This is a genomic window from Pristimantibacillus sp. PTI5 (assembly GCF_048572955.1).
GTDB lineage: Bacteria > Bacillota > Bacilli > Paenibacillales > Paenibacillaceae > Pristimantibacillus.
On record NZ_CP183886.1, the window covers coordinates 2,748,586 to 2,763,603 of the forward strand.

Below are 15,018 nucleotides of genomic sequence, written 5' to 3' on the forward strand. Positions count from 1 at the left end.
GAGATGGAGCTTGAATGACAAAATTAGATCTAACGAACGAGATACTTCGTCATCATCAATCCAAGAAGTGCCCCCAATGTGTTAAGAATGATATCGTCGATATCGAAGCTGCCCACGCGCGTCAGCATTTGAGTCAGCTCCACAATGGTGATCAGCAGGATTGAGGCCGCGGCAAGAACAATCCCGCGGCTGTACTTCTTATTTAACAGCGGCAAAAACAGGCCAATCGGCATGAAAAGAACGATATTGCCGAATAAGTTCTTGAACCAAATATCAAAGTTAAAATGATCATGATAGACGATGTATTTTTTTATCGTAAAAAAAGGAACCAGATTATAGCTGTAGCCTTCTCCAAAATAACGATTACGGTAAAATAACAGCCAGCACATGACCAGTGCATAACTGAAAGCGAGCACGGTGAGAAACAGGTTCAGCAGCAAACTTTTCGACTGGGCATTCGGATACAACCGCATCCTCTACAGCCTCCAAGGCACAGAATACACGTTAAACTCATCTGCCCCGGTAATCGCGAGCCCGTTGAGCTGAAGGCCGGTCGAACAGCCGCCGTCGATGCCGATCTTTCCGGGACCAAACCAAATGTTAGGTTTACCGTGGATATCTATCGTTTTGGTATGGCCGAATATAACGGTTTTATTAACGTTCGTAGGCCTGCTTAGGAAAGGCTGCTTGATATAGAGAAAATCTCTCGCCGGCTGATCCTTCCAATTCAAATAATTCGGATTAAGGCCGGCATGCACATAAATAAAATGCTCGTCCTCATGATAATAAGGCAGGTTATCGAGAAACGACATGTGATGCGCGTAATGCTCCCGGACAGCCGCTTTCGCTTCTTCAATGACATGCTCGATCGGGCCTTGCTTGATACCCGCGTAGCTCTCCGCCGTTTGCCTTCCGCCATGTCCGGTAAACTTGAGCAGCGCCTGCTCGCTCCGCTCCAGCATGACGTCGACGAGCCGTTCGTCATGATTCCCTTGAATGGCTATCGCGCCGTCTTTTTGAACCAATCCGATGACCTGCTCCACCACATCCCGGCTCCGGGGACCACGATCGACAAAATCGCCGAGCAGCATCAGCTGATCCTCGCCGGGACAATAGTTCATTTGCTCAAGCAAATCGTTAAACGGGGTGTAGCAGCCATGTATATCGCTTATCACCAGCGTTCTCTTCATACGCGTCTCCCCGAGATCACAAGATCTCTCTCTACGCCGTCGAGTACCGCAACCTTAGGCAAATGCCCCCATACCTCAAAGCCGAACTTGCGAAGCAAAGCCAAGCTTGGCTCATTGTGCCCGAACACGAAGCCGAGCAGCGTATTGATGCCAAGACGCGGGCTTTCCTCGATGGCCTTCCGGATCAGCACCGAGCCAAGTCCAAGCTTGCGGTATTCCTCTGCTATGTAGATACTGATTTCCGCCGTCGCGTTGTAGGCAGGCCTGCCATAAAACGATTGAAAGCTGAACCACGCGGCAATTTCTCCCTCAACGCGCACAACCCATAATGGACGAAAATCAGCGGAATGGTCATCGAACCACGCTCTTTTGCTCTCTACGGTTGCAGGCTCCAAATCGGCCGTTACCATACGGCTTGCAACCGTTGAATTATAAATGTCGACAATGCGCTCCAGATCGCTTAGCTGCGCATCGATAATTTCATACTGTAGCTGTCTGGTCATGCTCGCCACCTCTTACCCTTCCTTGTTATTCACGATTTTTTACTTCAATCAGGACTCTCAGAGCTTTGACAAATTATATCATATCACTCGTTTTCCGCTATATATTTATTGTATTCCGCAGGAGTATTTAAATTAATGAAACCAGAAGATTCACCCTGCTCTTGCCAATTGATCACCACGGTCCGAAGCCTATTAAACAACCCCATGAGACGGTAATCCCCTGCTTTTAACGCCGCTTCTATCTGCGCTGCCGCTCTCGCATGATAGAGCGCATGAAACGGCTGGCCGGGGGCGTAAATGATATCCGCTTCGCTGTCCGTATGGGCAAGAAGAACGGAAAGCAACTCCTCCGACAGCTCCGGCATATCGCAGGCCATCGTAAATACATAACCGTCTACAATAGAAGATAAACCCGCATGAAGCCCTGATAACGGACCGCATTCCGGAAAGTCGTCGATGACGAAACTTACGGCTTTGCCCCATTCGCCCAGACTTTCCCGATAAAGCGCTTCGCGCTCAGGCGATCCCACCGATACCGTCACATGCTCCGTCAAACGCGATAATTGCTCTACAAGCCGGTAAATGAGCGGTTTGCCCGCAATCGGCAGCAGCGCTTTATCCGTTCCCATTCTCGTGCTGAGCCCGCCGGCGAGAATCAAGCCTTGAATACGTCGGTCTCCCATTCCCTCATCCCCCTATAAATAGAAAGAAAGCCCGCCGAGTATTGACGCTCGACAGGCTTTTATCATTAATTGCCTTATGCTTTAGACGGATCGAATGAGCTCTTCAGCGAAACGATGCGGTTGAAGGCCAGCTTCTCGGCGGTCGTATCCTTCGGATCAACGTTAAAGTAGCCATGGCGGAAAAATTGGAACTTATCCCCGCCCGCAGCATCCTTCATGTTAGGCTCAACGAAGCCTTGCAGCACTTCAAGCGAATTCGGGTTGATGCATTCCAGGAAGGGCTTGCCGTCCTCTTCGGCCTCGCTCGTAATCAGCGGCTCGAACAAGCGGAAATCGGCAGCAACCGCTTGCGATGCTTCGACCCAATGAATCGTGCCTTTCACTTTACGCTCATTGAAGCCGGAGCCACTCTTTGTCTTCGGATCGTAGGTGCAGTGCAGCTCGATCACATTTCCCGCTTCATCTTTAATAGCTTCTTGGCAGGTGATGAAATACGCATGCTTCAAGCGGACCTCATTGCCAGGGAATAGACGGAAATACTTATTCGGAGGATTTTCCATGAAATCATCTTGTTCAATGTAAATCTCGCGCGAAAACGGGATTTGGCGCGTGCCCATTTCCTCGTTCTCTGCATTATTCTCGGCATCCAGCAGCTCGGTTTGGCCTTCCGGATAGTTCGTAATCACAACTTTCAGAGGACGGAGGACAGCCATCGTGCGAAGCGCCTTCAGCTTCAAATCTTCTCTGATAAAATGCTCAAGATTGCGCTCGTCGACCAGGCTGTTGCTCTTCGATACCCCGATCTCGCGGCAGAATGCGCGCATCGCTTCAGGCGTGTAGCCCTTGCGGCGCAATCCGCTGATCGTCGGCATACGCGGATCGTCCCAGCCGTCTACTACGGCTTCGTCAACTAATTGCTTCAGCTTGCGCTTGCTCATGACGGTGTTAGTCACATTGAGACGGGCAAACTCGTATTGGCGCGGAGCCGCGTCCATCTCGCACTCTGCGACTGTCCAGTCGTACAGCGGACGGTGATCCTCGAATTCCAGCGTACAGATCGAATGCGTGATGCCTTCGATCGCATCGCTTAGCGGGTGAGCATAATCATACATCGGATAGATGCACCAAGCATCGCCCGTGCGGTGATGATGGGTATGCGCGATACGGTACAGAACTGGATCGCGCAAAGTAATGTTCGGCGAAGCCATATCGATCTTGGCCCGCAGCACTCTCTCGCCGTCCTTGAACTCGCCTGCGCGCATGCGCGCGAACAAATCCAGGTTTTCTTCCACGGTACGGCTGCGGTACGGGCTTTCCTTGCCCGGCTCCGTCAACGTGCCGCGATACTCGCGGGTTTGCTCCGCCGTTAGATCACAGACGTAAGCTTTGCCCTTCCGGATCAGCAGCACCGCGCGGTTATAAAGCTCCTCAAAGTAGTCCGACGCAAAACGAAGCTCGTCCCATTCGAAGCCAAGCCAGCGCACATCCTCTTGAATGGATTCAACGTACTCCGTATCTTCCTTAAGCGGGTTTGTATCGTCAAAACGCAAATTGGTCCTGCCTTTGAACTCATCGGCGAGCTCAAAGTTCAGACAGATCGACTTGGCATGCCCAATATGCAAATAGCCGTTCGGCTCCGGCGGAAAACGCGTGACAATTTCCTGCACATGGCCGCTCTTCAAATCTTCGACTACAATGTTTTTTATGAAATTCGAGGATGATGACTTGTTCTCTACAGCATTCTCCATCTGCGACCAACCTTTCCCACGAAAAATATTTATCCTCTTATAATACACAAATTTCCGTGAAATTATAATACTCACTCTATTCTCCGGCAGAAAGCATCATAGCCCGCCTTCAATGCGAGGCGGGCTGGTCGTGCTCAGATCCAAAATGAATAGACTAACCATTAATCTATTAGGAAGCTATAGATATTCCTGCTATTGCACTGCTCATCATTTTCGAAGTCTCAAGCATCAAAACCGAATGATGCCTGACGAGTAGAGGAATACGAGCAATACCAGAATGGGTGCCACGTAGCGGAGCATGAACAGCCACAGCCTCAGCCACCACGAAGACAAGCCCGCTTCCTCTGCCGCGCCGCGCCAAGCATAACCGACGAACAGCGTGACAACCAGCCCGCCAAGCGGCAGCACGATGTTGGAGCATACGAAGTCCATCCAATCAAAAAACGGCTTGCCGCCAAACGTCAGCCAAGGCACTTTGTTTCCTAAGGATAAAGCGGAAGGCAATCCGATCAAGAAGCAAAGCAGCGTTAGGAAAATAACCGAGAAGCTGCGGCGCCAGCCAAATGCCTCGCGTACGAAGGCGATTGGAACTTCGAGCAGCGATACCGTGGAAGTCAAGGCAGCGAAAGCCAGCAGCACAAAAAACAAGCCGCCAAAAAAAGCTCCGAACGGCATCGCCGAGAAGGCGGCCGGCAGCGCAACGAATACGAGGCTCGGGCCCTGCGACGCTTCCAAACCGAATACAAACGTCGTGGGAAATATAATTAAGCCCGCGAGAAAAGCATAAATTAAATCGCCTGCGCCAATGGCCAGCGTCGCGAGCCCTAACGATTGCCGCTTATCGACATAAGCGCCGTAGGTCATCATCGCCCCCATGCCAAGCGACAACGAGAAGAAGGCGTGGCCAAGCGCGACAAGCGCGGATTCCGCCGTCAGCTTGCTAAAGTCGGGCTTTAGAAAGAAGGCGGCGCCTTCTCCTGCGCCCTCTAGCGACAATGCCCGTATACACAGCACAATAAGCAAAATAACCAGCCCTGGAATCAAAATCTTATTGAACCTTTCAATTCCGGCCGAGACGCCCCGCATAATAATGAAGCCTGTCAGAAGCAGCACGATAAATTGCCAGGCAACAGGCATCCAGCTGTTGTTAAATTCACTGAACAGCAGACCAAAATCAGGATGCTTGAACAGCTCTCCCGTAAACGAGAGCATGGCGTAATGCAAAGTCCAGCCCGCAACGACCGCATAGAAGGACAAGATGACAAACGCGCCTAGTATCGTAATAAACCCAAAGCCGCCCCACAGCTTGTGACCGCTGAGGCGTATGAGCGACGAGGACGCATTGCCTCTGCCGCCCCGCCCGACTGCCAGCTCGGCGAGCAGAACAGGCAGCCCGACCAGCAGCAAGCATATAACGAAGAGCAAGAAAAATGCCGCGCCCCCGTATTGCCCTGTTATATAAGGAAACTTCCACATATTCCCGAGCCCGACCGCGCTGCCGATCGCCGCCAGTATAAAGCCCGAGGAGGAAAATCTTTCTTTCGCAGACTGCCCTTTCCCTTGCAAGGTCTCTGATTGATTTTGATCCTGCACCTATTCATCCCTCCATGCGGTAACTTTCTATGCGATATTCGACGTATTGACGGGTAGTATTACCATTTTTGAAAAATATATCTGCATTCGAATCGCAATGGTCCAATGCTGTGCAATGGACAATACATCTCTGTAATTAACAACGCGTCAGCCTCATGAAACATTAAGTTAAGAAAAGAGAGCTTGCGGCAGCATAAAGGCGGTCTCCTCTGACCGTTATCTTGCTTGGTTCACTCGGAACAAAAGCGAATATGACGCGTCGGGGTGCCTATTTCCCCTTTGAGCAGATTAACTGATTTCACACATAGGGATTAGCGATATCCCTTCTCGCATGAGCAAAGACCAATATTCTAAAAAATCAGATATCCTTAAATTTTAATTGCACGATAACAACCTATTCATTTGAATGACGATACAAAAATAAACACTGCTATAATCACGAATTTTCAATAAATTCCCGAAAATAATCCGAAAAATAAATGCATATAAACAACTAAAATGAACAACGCCATTCAAATTACAAAACTTAGCCATCTCTCCCTTCAAGAACGTGGATAAGCGCGCACTGTTCCCTTGTCATTTCTGTTTATTTTCAACCTGCCATGATAGACGGATTTTTACCGAAACCGCTCTGAGGCCAGATTCATTTACGTGGGAAAAGAGTGTGGAAAGCGCGGGATAGACACGGGTATAAAAAGCCAACTAGCCGCGTCGCTGCGGTACAGAGACTGCCACGATCAAGTTCGTAAACAGACGAAGCAGGCCAACTGGATACACGTGGATGTATGAGGATGTACGAGGAGAAAGAGCCGTTCAATAAACAACAGGCATGAATCGTGTAATACAAGCTGCCGGTTTCTTTTTTCTAAAAACAGTTACTCCGTAGCGCCGCGCTTAGATGGATATTAAGCCTCTCAGCTCAAAAGAAAAAGGGCGCCAGTCCTGAGACCGGCGCCCTTTCCATATACCATCGTTCATGGATATAAATATATGCTCTTTCTGTTTTTGTTCCTCTTGTATAGCAACGCTTTGTTGAAGGGCGCTCAAATTCGGAGTAAATTCGCCTTCAAATGTCAGTCTTCCCCGTAAAACGACTAGAATAGCCATAAAATGGGCTTTTTTTCGCCGGGAAGCCGCATCTATTTCATTTTTTAGTGAGGGAGCATTAAAGCAAGCGTTCGATTTCGGCTCTCATATCGAACGGTTCATCGGTTGATTCGAACCGTTTGATGACGTTTCCTTCACGGTCAATGAGGAATTTAGTGAAATTCCATTTAATGGAATTCCCCTCCAGGTAATGCGGCAATTTCTCCTCAAGGAAGGCATTTAGCATTTTGCCGCTTGGGGCACTTGTATCAAAGCCTTTGAAGGGAGCTTGCTCCGTTAAGTAGTTGAATAAGGGATGAGCCGTTTCGTCCCGCACATCCGTCTTGTCGAAGAGCGGAAACGTGACACCGTAGTTCATTTGGCAGAAGCTTTGAACATCGGAATTCGCCCCTGGCTCCTGTTCGCCAAACTGATTGCTCGGGAATCCGAGAATTTCGAGCCCTTGATCCTTATATTCTCCATAAAGCTTTTGCAGATCCGCATACTGCGGCGTAAAGCCGCATTTGCTGGCCGTATTGACGACAATCAATACCTTGCCTTTATATTGCTCCATGCTTTGCTGCTCACCTTGTAATGTCTCAAGACCATACGAATAAATGCTCATTGTTAATTGCCTCCTCCGGCGTATTTTAATTTTCTAAAATTAAATTGTATACAATTTATTATGCAATTAGAATAACATAAATAAATAGCGGCTGTCAAACAAAAATGGACTGCTCCCCAGGCGATTCCTCTCCTGGGTGCAGTCCTTCCGTTCCATAGGCTTATAAAAATTATGATTGCTTCTTTCTGCCGCTCAGCCAATCCGTAAACAAAGCATAATCCTGCTCCACTTGATCGGCATAGGAGACAGCCCAATTCGCGATAAAGGTACAAAATGTATCCTCATCATTGCCCATCGCCTTCACGATCTCAACCTCGCTATGATAAGCCAATATCCCTTGTGCCACATCGACATCGGCACGCGCATGCAGCTTGGCCGTCAGCCTGCCCATCGTGGACGTGACAGACAGCAAATCACCCTCCGTCTCCAGCGCTTCAAGCTTAAGCCGTTTCTTGTACGGAGAGCGTTCCCGCACATAAAATTGCCGATCGCCGATCGACAGCCACCCGAGATAAGGATCAGCCTCGTGATGCATCGCTTTCTGCGTCATCGTTACCCGTTTTCCCTGATGCTCGAACATCGCCCAGAAAGACTCGTCGTAAGGCATGAAGTAAGCGGGAACCGGAACGCGCACTTCCTTCACCTCGAGCACGATATCATCCCCGCCCTGCTCTTCCTCGCCGGCTTCAATTAAAACATAGAATCGGTCAAGACCAATAGATGCCGTTCCCGATCCATGCTTTACCGCAATATCCTTGATTTGAAAATGGCGCAATTCCGCCGCGTCATCCGCTGCGACGGATTCCAAATAATTAGGCCAAGCATCTAGCAGCTCTGCGCGCTCCTTTTCAGTTGGCGATACAATTTCTTCCGTAGCCGCAAACTGGCGATGCTCCTGCACAAGTGCAGTGACCTTCTCCAGAAAATGCTGGTCCTTGCGCTTTTGCAGCTTCTTGAGCAGCTTCTTTACGGGACCCTCGGCCCGCTCCATATCTATCGCATAGGTACCCGGATCGTCCTTGCCTTTCGCAAAACGGCGGATTTGCTTCGAGTAGGCCTGCAGATAAGCCTCGATCCCGCCGAGCTGATTCTCATAAGACTGCCCTTTCAGCCTGCCAACCAGCGCAATGCTAACGGACATCCGCAGCAAATCGTATAAATACGAGCCTAAATACCCCTCGTCGAAATCATTCACATCATAGACCAGCGAACCGCGTTCATTGCGGAAAGCCCCGAAATTCTCGAAATGCAGATCGCCTTGTATCCAGGTCGGACGGTTGATTGGCGTATGATACGGAAACCACTCCCGCGATACATCGAAATAAAACAAATACGCGCTTCCGCGAAAGAAGGAAAATGGCGTTTCCGACATTTTCAAATACTTTTCTTCGCGCTTGCTGCGCTCCAGCCTCATCAATTTCTGATCGAATTCCTGAAAAATGGCCGATAATGTCCGTCTTCTTAGTTTGTTTTGGGTCAGCTTCACGCGTTCAGTCAACTTTGGATCCATACGACTCTCCCCCATTTAAACTACGATTGTACTTTTTGCAGCCTCATATAATCACTAATCATAGCAAGACGCCACGGTACGATCATGCCGAACGCGAGCAAATAGAAAATAGCCCCGGTTTGCGGAATCGACATATACTGCTCCACGACGCGATGCAAGGACAGCCGTATGACGAACAGCGTCATCATAATGAAAATGAATGCCTTCGAGCGTCTAACATAAATCTCGGATTCCACGCGCTCCAAACGCGTCGTTACGATTAACGGGAAAGCGAAAATCAGCAGTCCCGTCAGGAAAGAGGAAAATCCCCACACCCATGGTATATGAGTGGCAGAGAACGCAAACATCATAAAGCCCGTTGCCATGCCGAGCGGCGGAATGGCGATTTTTCGCAAAGTGGTCGGCTGTTTGCCTGCACGGATCCGAACGATGATAAGTGTGAGGCCAGCTAGTGCCGATACGATGATCGAGCCGATTTGGATTAAGTGTGTAGAGAGCAGCACTGCATCCTCCCTCCCGTTTCCTTGAACATATTCTGTTATTTCTTTCATCGTACTGTAAAACCATACGTACTGCAAATAGAGCAAAGCGTCGCTGTCCGTTAGCGATTGTTTACGTAAAAATGCCGTCTAAACTGGGCTTTGCCGCCTCGCGCTTTACGCTTCATTCGGGTCCTGAAGCCGGAATGCCTTCGGCGATATTCCCTCCTGCTTTTTGAAAACCTTGCTGAAATATTTCTCGTCGTGAAAACCGACCATTTCCGCGATTTGGGCAATGCGCAAATTGGGATTGACCATCAACAGCTTCGCTTTATCGATCCGAATGCCCGTAATGTAATCGGTAATGTTAATGCCGTATTCCTGTTTAAACTTGCGGGACACATATTCACGGCTGACAAAAAACCGCTTCGCTATATCCTGCAGGGAAAGCTCGTCCCTGTAATGCTGGTCAATAAAGCCGGCTATATCGCTCATTTTTGTTTTTTCCTGCGCTTGGCGCTGTACGACTGCCTGCGATAGACGCTGCAGCAGCCGGTAAGACCACTCCCGCCAATCCTGCAGCGAGAAGGCGTTTGCATGCACATAAGGAGAATTTTCCGCCAGCTCCTCGGCGCTCAGCAGCGCCTCCTCTTCGACAGCCTGGCGGCCCGGCGCTTCCCGAAGCAGCCTGGCGCAAAAAAGCAGCACATCTGTTTTATATTCATCCAGCATACCAGGAGAAATATGACCCGATAAGCGCGCCGCCTCCAGCCAGCGTCCCGATGCCGAGGCCAGCTGCTCTTCGATTCCGCTGAGCGCAGCCACCTTCCACTCCTCTTCCCAGTCCGAGAAAGCGATTCGTTTCGCATTCTTCTCTTCCTCAAAGCCGTGCAGATAATGATTGGCAGCCAGCGTATTTCGCTGTGATAAAGCTGCTAATGCCTCCTCATATTGATCAGGCATAGCTGCCGGGAAATCGCCTGCCTGGCTTAGTCCGGCATGCATGCGCCGCTGCAGCGTCACAAATAAACCTTCATTAATATCTTGGAGAATAACAGGCAGCTGTCCGTTCTCACCCCACGCGGCAATGACGATTTCCGTCGGCGCCCCCCAGTGCCTAAACGCGACGCCCCGCTTCTCGCCGATCAGAAACTCATTGCATATATTAATAATCGCAAAATGCAGCAGATCGCTGTCCCAGGCAAACCGTTCTTGAAGCTGCTTATCGCTTGCATCGACCTGCAGCAATGCAAGCCGCGCCTTAACCGTCCCCTCAGGAATGAGCCCCTCTTCCTGCAGCCTGCGCACAGCCGTTTGCGCCGTTTTCGGCTCAGTGATGAGCCCTGTTAGCAGCTTCTCGCCGTATACCGGCTTGAATTCATTGAGCCGCATGCTCTGCTTCTGCCGGTCAGTCCGCTCTTGCTCCTCCAGCCGCCACTGCGATGCAGCCTTCGCAACTGCCGCATTAATCGCCTCCGGTTCAATCGGCTTCAACAAATAATCGATTCCGCCATGGCGCACCGCCTCGCGGACGAAATCAAAATCGCCGCGGCCGCTTACCACAATAAACTTTACCGTTCCCGCAAACTCATTGACCGCAGCCATCAAATCTACGCCGCTGCCTTCGGGCATCATCATATCCATAATAACAATGGCAGGCTTGTCCCGCCTCATCCGCTGAATCGCTTCAAAACCGCCGCTGGCCTCATCGATTTCCGTAATCCCGTGCAGCTCCCAGTTCACGAGCAGCCTTACCGCCTTTCTTACGCGGGCTTCGTCATCCACGATTAACGCCTTCATAGGGATCCCCTCCTTTCTCCAGCATGCTCTTCATGATTAGCGTGATCTTGACCCCCTTGGGGTCTATATTCTCAACCTCTAGCCGCGCTTCGTCGCCGTACACCATACGCATGCGCGCAAGCACATTGTTGAGTCCGATCTTAGGCTCGGCGCCAGCCTGCGCGAGCTTGACGTATTGGCGGGCGCTGCCGTCATCGGCCTGCGAAGCTTCGCTGCCGTCACGCAACACTCCGGCAGAAGCTTCATCTATGGCATCTTCCCTAAACTGTACGCTGGCAAGCTCCCGCCGCAGCTCAGACAGTCTTTTCTCCGGAATCATGGCTCCGTTATTTTCAACGATGATCTCTAATAGGCCATCCTCGCGCAGGCGCGCCCGCAAGGTCAGACGGCCGTCCTCCGCCGACTTATCCATGCCATGCTTAAAATAATTTTCAATAACGGGCTGCAGCAGCATTTTCGGCATTTCCGCACCAAGCAGCGAATCCGCCACTTCGACTTGAAATTCAAACCGGTTCTCATAGCGCTCTTTCTGCAGCTCAACATAAGCCTTCAAATGAGCCAGCTCATCCCTCAGCGTAATGGTCTTTGCCTCATTATCCATGCTGTACCGCATCATCCGGGCGAGCGCGGACAGCAGCGCATAAATACGGGGCACGCCCAGCTCGAGCGCCAGCGTTCCGATGATTTGGATGGTATTATTCAGAAAATGCGGATTGATTTGCGCTTGCAGCGCCCGCAGCTGATTCGTTTTGTTCGCAAGCTCCAGCTTGTATTCGCGCAAAATCAAATTATTAATCGTATCCATCATGCTGCGGAAGCGGCCAACGACCAATCCGATCTCATCATTGCCCGAGGGCTGTATGGGCACATTCAAGTTTCCGGCCTGTACCTGATTCATATAACGGACCAGCTGCTTTACCGGAGCTGTGATTCGGAGCGATACCACGACCGTGGCCGTTACGATCACAACAAGGGATAAAGCAAGAAGAAGCAGATTGATAACCGCCGCTTGATTAGCCTCCCGAATGAGATAAGAAGTAGGTATACGCTTTACAATCGTCCAGTCCGCAATCGTGGCTTGCACGCGTTCATAAACAAACAGCGCGCCATCCTGCTCAAAATGACCGCCTTCCTCGTCTCCGCGCGCCAAAGCCCCGCCATACCACGCAGCCTTCAGTGGCTTGCCCAGCAGTGCTTCATCATCCGCGAAAATTACGTTCCCGCTATTGTCGATTACGTACAGATCCTCCTCGCTGCGATCATAAAGCTGCAAAGCGATATCCGCGAGCAGCGAAAGCTTTACGTCAATGGAGACGTAACCAAGCTTTTCATTAGAAGGAATACGCTCGATGCGGCGATGCAGCGTAAATACCAATTCACTGGGCTGCTGAGGCTGCAAGGAGGAGAAGCCGTAGGTATGGCTCGTATGCGTAGGCTGAAGCGCCGTACTCTCTCCGCTGCCAACATAAGCATCCAGCTCGGAGAACGGCTCAATGTCATTCGCGCGTTTGGCGCCCGCTACATTCGTAACGATCGTCGCCCGCTTGCCTAGGCTTGCGTACAAATACACCTGATGCACATCCGGCACGGAGGACTTCATGTACGACAGTGCGGCGAACACGCGGCTATCCGTTTGGAAATCCGCTAAACCCGTCTGCAGCTGCCGGTAAAGCTCCGCATCCGAATACACGTTAAGCGAACCGAGACTCAGCTCTTCCAGCACGCCGGTCACGTTCCGCTGGCCTTGATAAAGCAGGTTTTGCGTGTCCTCCAGCGCCCTTGCCTTCATCGACTGGGTCGAATAGCTGTAGGTAACGATCATCGTTGTCACGATGGGAATAATCGTCGCAAACAGCATAAAAACAATTAATTTCGTCCGTATACTATTAAATTTCATAGGTCAACCGCCTCCGCTCCCGATCAATATATTGCACCTGACCGGTCACATCCGTCGGTGTTTATCGCTCTCTGAGACTTGCATAATTAAACATACAATAGTTTTCTGGTGAAAAGAAAGGGGAGTTCTTCGATGGGCAGCAAGAGAATGTCCGGATGGTGGCCGCAATTGGTATTCGTGGGACCCGTTACCATCTTTTTCCTACTTATTATGATTATCCCGTTTCTGCTTGGCATGTACTACTCGTTTACCGATTGGAACGGCGTAGCAGGGACCGTTAACTGGGTTGGCTTCGATAACTTCAAACAAATCTTTACGAATGATGCCGATTTCTGGTCTTCCTTCTGGTTTACGATTCGTTTTACGTTCGTTGGCGTCCTCTTAACCAATCTGGTCGGCTTCTTTCTGGCTTACCTGCTGACGAAGAAGCTGAAATCCCGCAATGTGCTGCGGACGATCTTCTTTATGCCGAACGTGATCGGCGGACTGCTGCTCGGTTTCATATGGCAGTTTATCTTCGTAAAAGGTTTCTCTACCGTCGGCGACATGACCGGCTGGTCATTCTTCAACCTTCCATGGCTTGGGGATGAAACGACGGGCTTCTGGGGCATTACGATGGTTTTCGTATGGCAATCGGCCGGATATCTGATGGTTGTCTATATCGCTTCCCTTACGAATGTATCGAAGGAAGTGCTTGAAGCTGCAGAGATCGACGGGGCAACGCGCATGCAGGTGCTTCGCAGCATTATTTTGCCGCTCATCATGCCTGCGATCACGGTTTGTTTGTTCCTGGCCATCTCATGGTCCTTCAAAATGTTCGACCTCAACCTGTCGCTCACCAAAGGCGGACCGTTCAAATCAACGGAATCCGTTGCGCTTAACATCTATGCCGAGGCGTTCCAGAACAATCGCTACGGACTAGGTACGGCCAAATCGCTTATCTTCTTTATCGTCGTTGCGGTCATTACGCTCATACAGGTTCGCGTCACCAAGAGCAAGGAGGTTGAAGCTTAATGGATACCAAAAAATATACCGGAAAGCTGTTCATTACCGAAGCGGTGATGATTATCGTCGGCCTAGTGTTTCTCGCGCCGTTTTATTTCCTGCTTGTGAACTCGGTCAAGCCCTTCGGCGAGATCATGACCAACTCGGCCAGCTGGCCGCAGGTTTTCAACTGGGAGAACTATTCCCGCGCTTGGAAGCTGACCCGCTTCCCGCAAGCTTTTAGCAATTCAATGATTATCACGGTTGTAACCGTCGTCCTGACTGCGCTGATCAGCGCTATGGGCGCATACCGGATGGTTCGGGCCAACACCCGCTTCAACCGCGTTTTGTTTATGTTTTTTGTGGCGGCTATGGTTATCCCGTTCCAGTCGATCATGATTCCTTTGCTAAAAGTCGTGAACGTGCTTGGCGTCAATAATAGTATGTACGGACTTATTATGTGTTATCTCGGGCTCGGCGCCCCGCTTTCGCTATTCCTGTTTCACGGCTTCATCAAAGCGATTCCGCTTGAAATCGAAGAAGCCGCGACCGTGGACGGCTGCAATCCGATAACCGTGTTCTTCCGGATCGTGCTGCCTCTGCTAAAGCCGATGCTGATGACTGTTATTATTTTGAACTGCCTATGGGTGTGGAATGATTACTTGCTTCCGTCGCTCATTTTGCAAAAGCCCGACATGCGGACGATTCCGCTCGCGACCTTCGCGTTCTTCGGGCAATATACGAAGCAGTGGGATCTTGCGCTTCCGGCGCTCGTACTCGGCATTGCTCCTATCGTAGCTTTCTTCCTGCTGTTGCAGCGTTACATCGTTGAGGGAGTAGCGGCAGGTTCAGTTAAAGGCTAACGCTTGTAATTGAACAGTCGATTCCATATAATAAACCATTAATCAAGGGGGATTTAC

General features: G+C 50.4%; 13 protein-coding genes. 2 read left to right on the forward strand and 11 right to left on the reverse strand.

Going from position 1 to position 15,018, the window contains the following annotated elements; genetic code table 11:
• Window positions 1-29: 29 nt before the first annotated feature.
• The 11 genes from ACN6MW_RS12360 to ACN6MW_RS12410 form a co-directional block, all read right to left on the reverse strand.
• Entirely contained in the window at window positions 30-473 is a 444-nt protein-coding gene (locus tag ACN6MW_RS12360) for a VanZ family protein (protein ID WP_419875659.1), read from the reverse strand.
• A gap of 3 nt (window positions 474-476) precedes the next feature.
• Window positions 477-1,190 (reverse strand): metallophosphoesterase family protein, encoded by a 714-nt coding sequence (locus ACN6MW_RS12365; RefSeq protein ID WP_419875660.1) that lies wholly within the window; start codon window positions 1,188-1,190, stop codon window positions 477-479.
• On the reverse strand, window positions 1,187-1,693 hold the full coding sequence (locus ACN6MW_RS12370; protein ID WP_419875661.1) for an N-acetyltransferase family protein: 507 nt from the start codon (window positions 1,691-1,693) through the stop codon (window positions 1,187-1,189). The genes ACN6MW_RS12365 and ACN6MW_RS12370 overlap by 4 nt, the downstream gene beginning before the upstream one ends.
• Window positions 1,694-1,776: 83 nt before the next feature.
• On the reverse strand, window positions 1,777-2,376 hold the full coding sequence (gene mobA / locus ACN6MW_RS12375; protein ID WP_419875662.1) for a molybdenum cofactor guanylyltransferase: 600 nt from the start codon (window positions 2,374-2,376) through the stop codon (window positions 1,777-1,779).
• A 74-nt stretch (window positions 2,377-2,450) separates the two neighbouring features.
• Window positions 2,451-4,124 carry a glutamine--tRNA ligase/YqeY domain fusion protein gene (locus tag ACN6MW_RS12380; protein WP_419875663.1) on the reverse strand — a complete coding sequence of 558 codons (1,674 nt, stop codon included), beginning with the start codon at window positions 4,122-4,124 and terminating at the stop codon, window positions 2,451-2,453.
• Window positions 4,125-4,352: 228 nt separating this feature from the next.
• Window positions 4,353-5,717: a sodium-dependent transporter gene (locus tag ACN6MW_RS12385; RefSeq protein ID WP_419875664.1), complete on the reverse strand. Its 1,365-nt coding sequence runs from the start codon at window positions 5,715-5,717 to the stop codon at window positions 4,353-4,355.
• A 1,165-nt stretch (window positions 5,718-6,882) separates the two neighbouring features.
• Window positions 6,883-7,428, reverse strand: a complete 546-nt coding sequence (locus tag ACN6MW_RS12390; RefSeq protein WP_419875665.1) for a glutathione peroxidase — start codon at window positions 7,426-7,428, stop codon at window positions 6,883-6,885.
• Window positions 7,429-7,597: 169 nt separating this feature from the next.
• A complete protein-coding gene (locus ACN6MW_RS12395) occupies window positions 7,598-8,938 on the reverse strand; it encodes a DUF2252 domain-containing protein (protein ID WP_419875666.1) in 1,341 nt (446 codons plus the stop codon).
• A gap of 20 nt (window positions 8,939-8,958) precedes the next feature.
• Complete coding sequence (locus ACN6MW_RS12400) at window positions 8,959-9,441, reverse strand: CcdC family protein (protein WP_419875667.1); 483 nt, start codon at window positions 9,439-9,441, stop codon at window positions 8,959-8,961.
• 153 nt (window positions 9,442-9,594) lie between these two features.
• Window positions 9,595-11,217: a response regulator transcription factor gene (locus ACN6MW_RS12405; protein WP_419875668.1), complete on the reverse strand. Its 1,623-nt coding sequence runs from the start codon at window positions 11,215-11,217 to the stop codon at window positions 9,595-9,597.
• A complete protein-coding gene (locus ACN6MW_RS12410; RefSeq protein WP_419875669.1) occupies window positions 11,195-13,114 on the reverse strand; it encodes a cache domain-containing sensor histidine kinase in 1,920 nt (639 codons plus the stop codon). Before ACN6MW_RS12410 ends, ACN6MW_RS12405 begins: the two co-directional genes overlap by 23 nt.
• Before the next feature lie 132 nt (window positions 13,115-13,246).
• Between ACN6MW_RS12410 and ACN6MW_RS12415 the strand changes: the two genes are divergently transcribed.
• The gene (locus ACN6MW_RS12415; RefSeq protein WP_364151952.1) at window positions 13,247-14,128 is read left to right on the forward strand and encodes a carbohydrate ABC transporter permease; all 882 of its coding nucleotides are present in this window, start codon (window positions 13,247-13,249) and stop codon (window positions 14,126-14,128) included.
• Window positions 14,128-14,961 carry a carbohydrate ABC transporter permease gene (locus ACN6MW_RS12420; protein ID WP_364151955.1) on the forward strand — a complete coding sequence of 278 codons (834 nt, stop codon included), beginning with the start codon at window positions 14,128-14,130 and terminating at the stop codon, window positions 14,959-14,961. Before ACN6MW_RS12415 ends, ACN6MW_RS12420 begins: the two co-directional genes overlap by 1 nt.
• The last annotated feature ends 57 nt before the right edge of the window (window positions 14,962-15,018 follow it).